The 12173-nt window shown below is 74.6% G+C and carries 10 protein-coding genes and 4 pseudogenes; 6 read left to right on the top strand and 8 right to left on the bottom strand.

Annotated elements, in window-relative coordinates; genetic code table 11:
• The first annotated feature begins 246 nt into the window (after nt 1-246).
• From QQY24_RS28785 to QQY24_RS28775, 3 genes and pseudogenes are all read left to right on the top strand, one after another.
• Nucleotides 247-868 (top strand): annotated as a pseudogene (locus QQY24_RS28785) (L-threonylcarbamoyladenylate synthase).
• Nucleotides 869-976: 108 nt separating this feature from the next.
• Nucleotides 977-1732, top strand: coding sequence for a dienelactone hydrolase family protein (locus QQY24_RS28780; RefSeq protein ID WP_301975631.1), 756 nt, complete (start codon nt 977-979; stop codon nt 1730-1732).
• A gap of 151 nt (nt 1733-1883) precedes the next feature.
• Nucleotides 1884-3080, top strand: a complete 1197-nt coding sequence (locus QQY24_RS28775; RefSeq protein ID WP_301976380.1) for a glycoside hydrolase family 64 protein — start codon at nt 1884-1886, stop codon at nt 3078-3080.
• Between the two features lie 80 nt (nt 3081-3160).
• Here the strand turns inward: QQY24_RS28775 and QQY24_RS28770 are convergent.
• A pseudogene (locus QQY24_RS28770) lies at nt 3161-3394 on the bottom strand (hypothetical protein); the annotation flags it as partial.
• Between the two features lie 246 nt (nt 3395-3640).
• On the opposite strand from QQY24_RS28770, the gene QQY24_RS28765 reads away from it, so the two are divergent.
• Nucleotides 3641-4678 (top strand): LLM class flavin-dependent oxidoreductase, encoded by a 1038-nt coding sequence (locus QQY24_RS28765; RefSeq protein WP_301975630.1) that lies wholly within the window; start codon nt 3641-3643, stop codon nt 4676-4678.
• A gap of 61 nt (nt 4679-4739) precedes the next feature.
• Here QQY24_RS28765 and QQY24_RS28760 read toward each other — a convergent pair whose 3' ends face one another.
• Together QQY24_RS28760 and QQY24_RS28755 are read right to left on the bottom strand one after the other, a co-directional pair.
• Nucleotides 4740-5735, bottom strand: a complete 996-nt coding sequence (locus QQY24_RS28760) for a TauD/TfdA family dioxygenase (protein WP_301975629.1) — start codon at nt 5733-5735, stop codon at nt 4740-4742.
• Between the two features lie 196 nt (nt 5736-5931).
• Nucleotides 5932-6807 (bottom strand): helix-turn-helix domain-containing protein, encoded by an 876-nt coding sequence (locus tag QQY24_RS28755; RefSeq protein WP_301975628.1) that lies wholly within the window; start codon nt 6805-6807, stop codon nt 5932-5934.
• Nucleotides 6808-6964: 157 nt separating this feature from the next.
• Between QQY24_RS28755 and QQY24_RS28750 the strand changes: the two are divergent.
• Nucleotides 6965-7815, top strand: a pseudogene (locus tag QQY24_RS28750) (oxidoreductase).
• Between the two features lie 93 nt (nt 7816-7908).
• Here the strand turns inward: QQY24_RS28750 and QQY24_RS28745 are convergent.
• The 5 genes and pseudogenes from QQY24_RS28745 to QQY24_RS28725 all read right to left on the bottom strand — a co-directional run bounded on the left by QQY24_RS28745 (nt 7909) and on the right by QQY24_RS28725 (nt 11134).
• Nucleotides 7909-8376 carry a peroxiredoxin gene (locus QQY24_RS28745; RefSeq protein ID WP_301975627.1) on the bottom strand — a complete coding sequence of 156 codons (468 nt, stop codon included), beginning with the start codon at nt 8374-8376 and terminating at the stop codon, nt 7909-7911.
• Nucleotides 8373-8753 (bottom strand): hypothetical protein, encoded by a 381-nt coding sequence (locus QQY24_RS28740; protein WP_301975626.1) that lies wholly within the window; start codon nt 8751-8753, stop codon nt 8373-8375. Before QQY24_RS28740 ends, QQY24_RS28745 begins: the two co-directional genes overlap by 4 nt.
• Nucleotides 8754-8823: 70 nt before the next feature.
• A complete protein-coding gene (locus tag QQY24_RS28735) occupies nt 8824-9351 on the bottom strand; it encodes a MarR family winged helix-turn-helix transcriptional regulator (RefSeq protein WP_301975625.1) in 528 nt (175 codons plus the stop codon).
• 556 nt (nt 9352-9907) lie between these two features.
• A pseudogene (locus QQY24_RS28730) lies at nt 9908-10297 on the bottom strand (PIG-L family deacetylase); the annotation flags it as partial.
• An 87-nt stretch (nt 10298-10384) separates the two neighbouring features.
• Nucleotides 10385-11134: a GntR family transcriptional regulator gene (locus QQY24_RS28725; protein ID WP_301975624.1), complete on the bottom strand. Its 750-nt coding sequence runs from the start codon at nt 11132-11134 to the stop codon at nt 10385-10387.
• A 258-nt stretch (nt 11135-11392) separates the two neighbouring features.
• Between QQY24_RS28725 and QQY24_RS28720 the strand changes: the two genes are divergently transcribed.
• Nucleotides 11393-12157, top strand: a complete 765-nt coding sequence (locus QQY24_RS28720; RefSeq protein ID WP_301975623.1) for an NPP1 family protein — start codon at nt 11393-11395, stop codon at nt 12155-12157.
• Nucleotides 12158-12173 lie beyond the last annotated feature (16 nt).

Below are 12173 nucleotides of genomic sequence, written 5' to 3'. Positions count from 1 at the left end.
GCCGTGCCGGGACACGCGCCGGTCACGGGAGGACCGCGTCCGGCGGGCGGGGTGCGCCGGTGACCACGGCGGAGGCGTGCGGGCCGTTCACGGACGCGCCGCCGCCCCTCCACGGCGGCGGTCCCGAGCCGGCCCGGCACGGTTCCGGAGAAGGGCGTCGCGTCCCCCGGCCCCGGCCGCGCGGCCACGGCCCGCGGGACGAGGGGGCCGCGCGTGCGGCGCGCGGTGACGGCATAAGCTCGGCGGATGGCGAAGTACTTCGACGTGCACCCCGAGAACCCGCAGCCGCGCAGCATCGCCCAGGTCGCCGACGCGGTGCGGTCGGGGGCCCTCATCGCATACCCCACCGACTCCTGTTACGCGCTGGGCTGCCGGCTGGGCAGCCGGGACGGCATGGACCGGATCCGGTCGATCCGGCGACTCGACGACCGGCACCACTTCACGCTGATGTGCCGGGACTTCGCGCAGCTCGGCCAGTTCGTCCGCGTCGACAACGACGTGTTCCGGGCGGTGAAGTCCTCGACGCCCGGCAGTTACACCTTCATCCTGCCGGCCACCCGCGAGGTGCCGCGCAAGCTGCTGCACCCCCGGAAGAAGACCGTGGGCGTGCGCATCCCCGACCACCTGGTCGCCCAGGCGCTGCTGGCCGAGCTGGGCGAGCCGCTGCTGTCCAGCACGCTGCTGCTGCCGGACGAGGAGGAGCCGATGACCCAGGGCTGGGAGATCAAGGACCGGCTCGAACCACGCGGTGGACGCGGTGGTCGACTCCGGGGACTGCGGCACCGAGCCGACCACGGTCGTCGACTTCTCCGGCGGCGAGGCGGAGATCGTGCGCCGCGGCGCCGGGGACCCGGCGCGGTTCGAGTGACGGCGGGAGACCGGCCGCGGCCGGGTGGATCTTGCGTGGCAGCATGAAGGTGCGCACGCACCACCGGAAGGCATCCGCCTCCCGCCTGATTCCTCAGGAGGCTCCACCATGACCGCCGTACAGGGAACAGCCGTCGACATCCGGACCGGGGACGGCGTCGCCGACGCCTACGTCGCCCACCCCGCCGACGGCGCACCGCGCCCGGGCGTCCTGCTCTACCAGGACGCCTACGGCCTGCGCCCGCACCTGAGGGCGATGGCGGACCGGCTCGCCGGCGCCGGGTACACGGTCCTGGTGCCCAACGTGTTCTACCGCGAGGGCCGGGCCCCGGTGGTGGAGTTGCCGGAGTTCATCGACCCCTCCGCCGCCCCGGCGGTCTGGGAGCGGCTCGGCCCGCTGGTGTCGTCGGTGACGCCGGAGCAGGCCGGGCGGGACGCGGACGCCTACCTGGGCTGGCTGGCCGGCAGTCCGCTGGTCGCCGACGGCCCCGTGGCGCTGGTCGGCTACTGCATGGGCGCCCGGCTGGCCCTGCGCACGGCGGCCACCCACGCCGACCGGGTCGCGGCCGCCGCCGGCTTCCACGGCGGCGGGCTGGCGACGGACGCGCCGGACAGCCCGCACCTGGGCGCCCGGCACATCACCGCGGAGCTGTACTTCGGCCACGCCGACCAGGACCGTTCCCTGCCCGAGGAGCAGATCCGGCGGCTGGAGGAGGCGCTCACCGCAGCCGGGGTGCGGCACACCTGCGAGGTCTACGCCGGCGCCCACCACGGCTACACCCAGGCGGACACCACCGCCTATGACCGCGCGGCCGACGAACGGCACTGGTCGGCACTGCTCGATCTGCTCAACCGCACCTTCTGAGGACACATCGGCGCCCGCCGCGCGGCGGGCGCCGATGTGTTGCGTTCGAGTCATTGACATGGACGCGGCTCCAGCAGCAATCTGAGAGCGCTCTCAAGAGGTACGGATGCACTCCGTACGACCCCGATCCCCCACACGGAGGTGGAGAGTGCTGCACAGACTCACGCGCCCCGCGCTGCCCCTGGCCGCCGCGGCGGCCCTGGTCGGCGGCCTCCTGGCGCTCGGCGTACCGGAACGCGCCAGTGCCGCGGTGCCGGACACCATCCCCCTGAGGATCACCAACAGCTCGGGCCGCAGCGACCCGGTGTACGTCTACGACCTCGGCACGCAACTGTCCACCGGGCGACAGGGCTGGGCCGACGCGGACGGCGCCTTCCACGCCTGGCCGGCGGGCGGCAACCCGCCGACCCCCGCGCCCGACGCGTCCATCGCCGGACCGGCCTCCGGGCAGTCGAAGACGATCCGGATCCCGAAGTTCTCCGGCCGGATCTACTTCTCCTACGGCCAGAAGCTCGACTTCCGGCTCACCACCGGCGGACTGGTCCAGCCGGCCGTGCAGAACCCCTCCGACCCGAACCGGAACATCCTGTTCAACTGGTCGGAGTACACGCTCAACGACGCCGGTCTGTGGCTCAACAGCACCCAGGTGGACATGTTCTCGGCGCCGTACGCGGTCGGCGTGCAGCGGCCCGACGGCAGCGTGAGCACCACCGGGCACCTGAAGTCCGGCGGCTACACGGGCTTCTTCAACGCGCTGCGCGCCCAGTCGGGCGGCTGGTCCGGTCTGATCCAGACCCGCTCCGACGGCACCGTGCTGCGTGCCCTGTCCCCGCTGTACGGCGTGGAGACCGGCGCCCTGCCGGCCAACGTGATGGACGACTACGTCAACCGGGTGTGGCAGAAGTACACGACGACCACCCTGACGGTCACACCGTTCGCCGACCAGCCGAACACCAAGTACTACGGCCGGGTCTCGGGCAACGTCATGAACTTCACCAACTCCTCCGGCGCGGTGGTCACGAGCTTCCAGAAGCCGGACGCCTCCAGCATCTTCGGCTGCCACAAGCTGCTGGACGCACCGAACGACGCCGTGCGCGGGCCCATCTCCCGCACGCTGTGCGCCGGTTTCAACCGCTCCACGCTGCTGAGCAACCCCAACCAGCCGGACTCGACGTCGGCGGACTTCTACAAGGACGCGGTGACCAACCAGTACGCGCGCAACGTCCACGCGCAGATGGCCGACGGCAAGGCGTACGCCTTCGCCTTCGACGACGTCGGCCACCAGGAGGCGCTGGTCAACGACGGCAACCCGCAGCAGGCGTACCTGACGCTGGATCCGCTGAGCTGACGCACGTGACGCACGTGACGCACGTGGTCCCGCACGCGGAGGTGTCCGCGTGCGGGACCACGTGGTGTGCGGGACGGGGATCAGCCTGTCGCCAGGGCGGTGTCGTCCACGACGAAGCCGGTCTGCAGCGAGGAGTCCTCCACGCCGTTGAACTCCAGCGTGACCGTCGAACCCGCCAGCGGGGACAGGTCGAAGGACTTCTGGGTGTAGCCGGAGGCCGCGTTGAGGTTCGAGCAGGTCGCCAGGGGCTTCGAACCGGCGGTCACCGTCAGCTTGTCGTACTGGGAGCCGGTGGTGGTCTCCGCGGTGTCGACGGGACCGTGAACCGTGCGGGGAGGGCCTGTGTGCGCCGGGAGAAGGACGGCCTTGACCGGGGCATGTCATTCCGTCGGGGCCGATCGAGGGTTTTCCCTACGGGCGGGGCGGGGCGGGGCGGGGCGGGCGCCGCGCCGGCCGCCCCGCCCCCGGGACCGCCGGGCCGGCCACCGGAGTGATCACACGGCTGTCACACTCGCCTGCCAGAATCGGGGCAGCACGACAGGCGACCGCTGGAGGAGACCGTGCCGTCCACCCCCCGCCCGCTGCGCAAGCTGGGCTTCCTCACCATCGGGCTGTTCGACGCGGCGGACCCCGGCCGGGGCCACGAGTCCACGCTGCGGATCATCGAGCTGGGTGAGCACCTGGGATTCGACAGCGCCTGGGTCCGCCACCGGCACCTGCAGTACGGCATCTCGTCCCCGGTCGCGGTGCTGGCGGCGGCCTCGCAGCGCACCCGGCGCATCGCGCTGGGCACCGCGGTGATCCCGCTCGGCTGGGAGAATCCGCTGCGGCTGGCCGAGGACCTGGCGACCGTGGACGTCCTCTCCGGCGGCCGGCTGAACCCGGGGGTCAGTGCGGGGCCGCCGATGCACTACGAGCGGGTCAGGGGGGCGCTGTACCCGGACACCGCCGACGCCGAGGACTTCGGCTTCGCACGGGTGCGCCGGCTGCTGGGGTTCGTGCGGGGCGAGCCCGCCACGGACTTCAGCGGGGTGGAGGGGATCGAGGTGTTCTCGGACCTGGTCCAGCCGCACTCACCGGGGCTCGGCCGGCGGCTGTGGTACGGCGGCGGCAGCCTCGGCTCGGCGCGCCGGGCGGGCGAGCACGGCATGCACTTCCTGACCAGCAGCGTCGTCAAGGCCGAGGGCGCCGACGGTGCGGACGGGGCACCGGACTTCGCCGCGATCCAGCTGTCCCACATCCGCGCCTTCCGCGCCCACCACCCCGACGGGGACGCCGCCCGGGTCTCCCAGGGCCTCGTGGTGATCCCCACCGACTCCGCGAGCCCCGAACAGCGCGCCCGGTACGAGGCGTACGCCGCCCAGCGGCTGCGGCGCACGACCTCCCCGCAGGGCCCGGCCCGGCTGCTGTTCGCACCGGACCTGGTCGGCACCTCCGCCGAACTGGCCGAACGGCTGCACGCCCACGCCGCGTTCCGCGAGGTCGACGAGGTCGCCTTCGCCCTGCCGTTCAGCTTCGCGCACGAGGACTACGTGCAGATCCTCACGGACATGGCGACGAGGCTGGGGCCCGCGCTGGGCTGGCGGCCGGCCGCCTGACCCGCCGGCGGCCGGCCCGCGCCCACGGGTTCCCGGCGGCCGGCCCGCGGCCGGCCGCGGCTCACCAGCGGCCGGCCTCCGTGCCGGTGACCGGTGTCGACGGCCTTCCGTCCACCCCCACCGGCACGTCGCCCGCCAGCATCACCCGGTGCATGATCCGCTCGTGGCCCGGATGGACGTTGTCGCCGGGGGCCAGGTGGATGGTGGCCCGGTTGTCCCAGAAGGCGACGCTCCCGGGCTCCCAGCGGAAGCGGACCGTGTACTCCGGCCGGACCGCCTGCTCCAGCAGCATCTCCAGCAGCGCGGCGCTCTCGGGGCGGGAGACGCCGGCGATCTGCTCCACGTAGTAGCCGTTGACGAACAGCACCCGCTCCCCCGTCTCCGGGTGCACGCGCACCAGCGGATGCTCCGAGGCGACCTGGTGCTCCAGCAGGTGGCGGACGTAGGCGTCGTCGCCGGGCCGCGGCTGGTAGCCGACCCCGAGCCGGTGCTCGGCGCGCAGCCCGTCGGCGAAGGCGCGTACCGGCGCGGAGAGTCCGGCGTAGGCGGCGGCCAGGTTGGACCACGTGGTGTCGCCGCCGTACGGCGGGACGGTCTCGGCGCGCAGGATGGTCGCGGCCGGGGGATCGAGGCGGGCGCCGTGGTCGCAGTGCCAGCCGCGCAGCAGGCTGTGCCGGCGGCGGCGCAGCCACTCCTGGTGCTCCATGCCGAAGCGTCCGCCCAGTTCCAGCCGGTCGGCGGTGGTCTCCACCTCGGGGAAGCCGGCCGGTGAGGCGCTGCCGCGCCGGCCGGGGACCACCGGTCGGCCGAAGCGGCGGGCGAAGGCCACGTGTCCGGCGTGGTCGAGGCGCTGTCCGCGGAAGAACACCACCTTCCAGCGCAGCACCGCCTCCCGCACCAGGCCGGCCGTGGCGTCGTCGAGCGGTTCGGCGAGGTCGATCCCGGTGATCTCGGCACCGATGTGCCCGGCCACCGGCCGCACCTCCACGCCCCCGGCCGGCTCCGCCGCCCGCCGTCCCTGCTCCGCGTGGTGCACCGTGTCCCTGTGCGTCGTCATGCGCGCTCCGTTGGTCGTCCGTGGCCGCTCCCGCAGATCGTGACAGTGACGGCGCCGCCTGGCGACAGGGCCCTGACCCGGCGGCGCGCCGGCCGGGGCGTCCCCGGGGCCGGGCCGGAGCCGGCGGGACGGTCGTGACCGGCTGCCACGTGCCGCCCCGGCCCGGCGGTGTCCGCGGACCCGCGGGGGCCCGGGGTCACTGCTCCTCGACGTGCTGCGGCCGTGCGTCCGGCCGGGGGGCGCTGAGGCTGCCGAGGATGTCGAGGAGTTCGGCGCTGCGGCTGCCGGGCTCGGCGTGGAAGACCACCAGGACCAGTCCGTCGGTGCCCTCCACGGCCAGCTTGGTCGAGTGCAGGTCGAGATCGCCGACCTGCGGATGGCTGAGGTGGCTCACCCGGCCGCGCCGGGGCCGCACGTCGTGCCGGGCCCACAGGGTGCGGAAGCGTTCGCTGCGCAGGGACAGGTCGCCGACGAGGTCGCGCAGGCGCGGGTCGTCCGGGTCGGGGCCGGCGTTCGCGCGCAGGGCGGCCACGCCCTCCTCGGTGAGGTCCGCCCAGTCGCGGCGCAGCGCGCGCTCGGCCGGGTCGAGGAAGACGGCCCGCAGCAGGTTGACCCCGGCGGTGTAGTTCGGGGTGAGGGCCGTGGCGAGGGCGTTGGCGGCCAGGCAGTCGGTGTACCGGTTCTGCAGGTAGGCGGGGTTGCGGGGCCAGCCGTCGATGAGCTGCAGCAGACTCACCGGCGCCTGCTGCGGGCGAGGCGCCCCCCGGCTCCGGGACGCCTGCCGGGCGCCGGCGGTCCGCTCCCGGGCGAGACCGGCGAGGTGGGCGGTGGCGTCCGCGTCCAGCTGCAGCACCCGGGCGATCGCCTCCAGGACCTGTACGGAGGGATTGCGGTCGCGGCCCTGTTCCAGGCGCAGGTAGTAGTCGGAGCTGATGCCGGAGAGCATCGCGACCTCCTCGCGGCGCAGCCCCGGCACCCGGCGCACTCCGCCGCCGGGCAGTCCGACGTCCTGGGGCGTGACCAGCGCCCGGCGGGCGCGCAGGAAATCGCCGAGCGCGTTCGTACCGTCCATGGCACCACCGTACGGCCCGGCCCAGGGCGGTGGCTGGCCCTGTCACTCCCAGGAGTGCGGGGACTCTGCCGCGGGGCGGACGGGCGGCGCAAGGTGGAGGGGAAGGACGGGCCGCCGGACGCAGCGGCGGCTCCCCCGCGCACGTGAGAGGTACGACATGACTGCACAGCTCGGCGGCACCGTCACCCCGGCCGACGGTCTGACCCTGACCCGGATGGGCTACGGCGCCATGCAACTGGCCGGGCCGCACGTCTTCGGCCCGCCCGGGCCGTGGCGGTGCTCCGCGCGGCGGTGGAGGCGGGCATCACCCACATCGACACCGCCGACTTCTACGGCCCGGTGGTGGTCAACGAGATCATCCGGGAGGCCCTGCACCCCTATCCGGACGACCTGCACATCGTCACTAAGGTCGGCGCCCGGCGGGGGGCCGACGGCGGCTGGATCATGTCCCGGCACCCCGAGGACCTGAAGGCACAGGTGTACGACAACCTGCGGAACCTGGGCGTGGACACCCTGGACGTGGTCAATCTGCGGCTCGGCGACATGGACACCCCCAACGAGGACTCCCTGGCCGACCAGTTCGGCGCCCTGGCGGAGCTGCGGCAGCGGGGTCTGATCCGGCACCTGGGACTCAGCGCCGTCTCCGACGCGCAGGTGGAGGAGGCGCGGGCGATCGCCCCCGTGGTGAGCGTGCAGAACCTGTACAACCTCGCCCTCCGCCGGGACGACGCGCTGGTGGAGCACACCGCCGCGGCGGGCATCGCGTTCGTGCCCTACTTCCCGCTCGGCGGGTTCTCCCCGCTGCAGTCCGGGACGCTGACGCGGGTCGCCGCCCGCCTGGGGGCCTCGCCGCAGCAGGTCGCGCTGGCCTGGCTGCTGGGCAGGTCGCCGAACATCGCACTCATCCCCGGCACCTCCTCCCCCGACCACCTGCGCGAGAACATCGCCGCCGCCGCCCTGGCCCTGCCCGAGGACGCGGTCGCCGAACTGGACGGCATCGCGGGCTGAACGGGCCGCACGGGGTGCCCGGGCCGCGTGGGACGGTGCCGGAAGGGAGCCGTGCGCGGCGCGGACCGGCTGCCGGCCCGTGCCGCGACCGCCTCAGCCCCGGTGGGCGCGCAGCGCGGCCAGGGCCCGGTCGGCGTGGGAGTTCATGCGCAGTTCGCTGCGGACGACCTCGATGACCGTGCGGTCCGGCGCGATGACGAAGGTGACCCGTTTGGTGGGCGCGAGCGAGAAGCCCCGCCCGACCCCGAACCGTTCGCGGACCGTGCCGTCGGCGTCGGAGAGCAGCGGCATGCCGAGGGTGTGCCGTCCGGCGAACTCCCGCTGCCTGTCCACGCCGTCGCCGCTGATCCCGACCGGCCGGGCACCGACGGCGGCGAACTCCGCGGCGAGGTCGCGGAAGTGGCAGGCCTCCGCGGTGCAGCCGGGGGTCAGGGCCGCCGGGTAGAAGAACAGCACCACGGGGCCGTCGGCCAGCAGTTCGGTCAGCCCGCGGACGGTGCCGGTCTCGTCCGGCAGTGCGAAGTCCTCGACCCTGTCACCGATCCCGGTCCGGGCCGTCATGACCGTCCCTCCCCGCTCCGGGCGACACCGCGGGCCCACAGCACCAGCGGCACCTGCAGGGGCAGCCGGGCCAGGGCGGCGTTGCGCTGCCGGGCGGGCCGACGACGCCAGTCCACGGCCATCTGCACGTTGGCGGGGAACACGCCGACGAAGAAGGCCGCCGCCGCCTTCGCGGCCACCGCGCGCGTCGGGGGCGCGGCGATCCCGGCCGCCAGGGCCAGCTCCACGGCCCCGCTGCCGTACGTCCATGCCCGCGGTGAACCCGGCAGCAGCCGGGGGACCGTGGCGTCGAACCGCCGCGGGGCGGCGAAGTGGGCGGCCCCGGCCGCGGCCAGCAGGCCGGCGAGCAGCAGGGGCGAGCGTTCGGACCGGGGCACGGTTCCTCCTCTGGTGGCCTGACGCCGGATATTACTCGACAGTAGCGACGTGCGCGCCGGCTGTGCCCGATCAGGCGGACGGCGCCGCGGAGGCGTCCGGCTCCGGGCCGGGTTCGTCGTCGGCCGCGTAGGCGAGGAAGTCGTCGACCATGCGGTGGAAGAGGGTGGCCAGCTGCCGCAGCTCCTCCGGCCGCCACCCGGCGAGGGCGAGCTGCATGCCGCGCACCCCGGCCGCCCGGACCCGGAGCACGGCCTCCCGGCCGGTGCCGGTGAGCTGGATCCGCTGGGCCCGGCGGTCGTCGGGGTCGGGCACGCGGGTGACGTAGCCGGCCTTCTCCAGCTGCCGCACGGTCCGCGTCACGTGGGAGGCCTCCACGCCCAGCCGGTGCGCCAGCTCCCCCGGCCGCTGCGGCTCGGAGTCGGCCACCTGCCGCAGCAGCGCCACCGCCGCCCGGTCGAGCGGCACGCCGGCCAGCGCCATCAGCCGGTCGTGCTGCCGGGCCCGGGTGCTGAGGTAGGTGATGCGCGTGAGGGCGCGCTCGATCTCGGAGACCTCGGACGAGGAGGCGGGGACGGCGGGCGGCGGCTCTGTGGACATACCGGCCACTTTAGCGCCTCGTTGCGTAACTCAAGTAAGTCGTGGACCGCGTCCGGCCGCTCCGCCGGGGCGGCCGGCGTCACACGGCCGGCGGCGTGGCGCCCGGCACCTGGACGGGCCCGGTCCGCTCGCGCCCCACCGGCATCCCCTCGTCCCCGGCTCCCGGCCACGGACGCGCTGCGCTCCGCCGGTGGGGCGCAGCGCGTCCGTGGGCGGCGCCGGCGACCGGTGACCGGCGGGCTCCCGGGCGACCGGGATGTCGCGGACCGCGGTCGTGGGGGCGTCCGGGTCCCTGGGCCGCCGGGCCGGGGACGAGCAGTGCGTCCCGCCGGGTGCCACCGGCCGCGAGGACGCGGGACGCGGGGCCGGCGGCGGATACGGAAGCGGGGCCGGAAAGGCGGATGCCGCACCCGGTGGCCGGGCGCGGCATCGGGGTCCGCGGGGATCAGCCGGTCGTGACCAGCCGCTGTTCGGCGCCGCGGGGTTGCGGCTGCCGGGGCGCGCGCAGGGCGGCGGCCCCGGTGAAGACCCTCGAGGAGACGCCGGCCAGGGCGGAATGGGTCAGGACGACGTCGGGCCGCGTCTCCCGGTAGAGGGCGACGAGCCGGTCGGTCAGCTCGGCGGTGGCGATGAGCGGGTAGTCCCCGGCGTCGAAGAAGCGGCCCTCGGCGCCGAGGGCGGCGGCGGCCTGCTCCGCCTCCTGCCTGCGGATCGCCTTGATCTCCTCCAGCGTCCTCCCCTCGCGCCACGCCTTGGCGGACTCACCGCGCTCGCCGAAGGTCAGGCAGGCGGTGGTGACCTTCTCGCCCCGGGACGCGGCCAGGGCGATGGCTCCGCCCGCGCGCCACACGAAGTCCCCGGCGCGGGCGGTGACGGCCAGGGTCGAACGTGGTGGGCGGGCGGGCGGGCGCGTCGGCGTGCGCCATTGCGGAAATCTCCCCTTCAGGCGCGGTTCACGGCCGGGGTGTCCCCCGGTGGTCCCCCGCCTCGATGGACAGGTGCGTGCCCGCCCCGTGTCCCGTGCCGCGGCGCGTCAGTCGCTGAGCGCCTCGATCACGCTGACAAGGTGGGCGCGGACGGCCGCTCCGGCCGCCTGCGGGTCCCTGGCCCTGATCGCCTCGATCATCGCCAGGTGCTCCTTCAGGGATTGCTGCGGGCGCCCCGGCCTGAGCGCCAGCTGGAAGCGGTGGCGCACCAGTTGGGCGTTCAGCCGCTCCAGCAGCTCCACCGCCGTCTGCTGGCCCGAGATCTCCCGGATCCGGTCGTGGAGCCGGTGGTTGAGCGCGGAGTACGTCACCGGCTCCCCGTCGGCCACGGCCTTCTGCATCGCCGTGCCCAGGTCGGTCGGCTCGGTGAGCTGCTCGTCGCCGGCCGCGACGGCCGCCTTCGCGGCGCACAGTCCCTCCAGGACCATGCGGCACTCCGTGATCGCGACCGCCTCCTGCACGGTCACCACCCGCACCCGCGAGCCGCGGTTGCGGATCCGTTCGGCCAGTCCCCGGGCCTCCAGATCGATCAGCGCCGCCCGGATGCTGGCCCGCGTCACACCGAACTGCTCGGCGAGCTCGTTCTCCACCAGCCGCTGGGCCGGTGCCGTCTCGCCGTGCAGGATCGCCTGCCGCAACAGCGCGAGCGCGTGCTGCTTGGCCTGTTCCCCGGTGGTCGGACCGTCGACATTCCCACCGCCCCGGGCCGCACCTCCGCCCTCCCGGGCCTCACGTCCGCCGTCCCGGGCGGCGAGGCGCCGGTCCCGGACGGCCGGGCTGGCCCGGCCGTGGCGCACCGGTCCACACCGGCCCCGTGACCGGGCGCGGCGCCGGGGCACCGGCGGCCGCCCGCGCCGCACCGGCGGCCGGCCTTCCGCCGCGGGAACCATCGCCCCCTCCCAGGGGCCCCGGCCGGACGCGCGGCACCTGTTCGACGGGGCTTCACCCGGTGGACGCTCGGGACGTCTTGGCAGCGGGGCACTCGGCGGGGATCATGGGGCGGATTCAACTCCCTTGCGCCCCACCGCTGTTGGAGGTTCCCTGTGGTATCGCTCATGACGCGTGTCCGGCGCGGCAGATGGCTCGCCCCCCTCGCCGGCGCCGCCGCTCTCGTCCTCGCCGTCCCCACCGCCGCCTACGCGGCCCCGCCCCTGGCCCTGCCCGGCAACGCCGAGGCCGCCGAAGCGGCCTACCAGCCGGCCTTCGACTACGACACCGACGGCTGCTACCCGACACCCGCCATCGGTCCCGACGGCACGATCAACAGCGGCCTGAACCCGACGGGCGCCCTCAACGGCAACTGCCGCGACGCCTCCGACCTCGACAACACCAACAGCTACTCCCGCTCCACGTGCAACAACGGCTGGTGCGCCTACCTGTACGGCCTGTACTTCGAGAAGGACCAGGCGCTCGCGGGCAGCAGCATCGGCGGCCACCGCCACGACTGGGAGCACGTGGCGGTGTGGGTGCAGGACGGGCAGATACGGTACGTGTCGACGTCCAACCACGGCTCGTTCACCGTGCACCCCGCCTCCGAGGTCCGCTTCGAGGGCGGCCACCCGAAGGTCGTCTACCACAAGGACGGCATCAGCACGCACTGCTTCCGCCTCGCCAACGGCAACGACGAGCCGCCGGAGAACCACGAGCACACCTGGCAGTACCCGCCGCTGGTCGGCTGGAACGGCTATCCGGCGGGCCTGCGCGACAAGTTGAGCTCCTACGACTTCGGCAGCGCCAACTTCGGTCTGAAGGACGCCAGTTTCGCCTCCCACCTGGCCTCGGCGAAGCCGTCCGGCATTCCCTTCGACCCGGCGGCCTGATCCGGGCCGCGACGGG

Source organism: Streptomyces sp. TG1A-8 (genome assembly GCF_030499535.1).
Taxonomy (GTDB): domain Bacteria; phylum Actinomycetota; class Actinomycetes; order Streptomycetales; family Streptomycetaceae; genus Streptomyces.
This window is presented reverse-complemented; position numbering and strand designations above follow the sequence as displayed.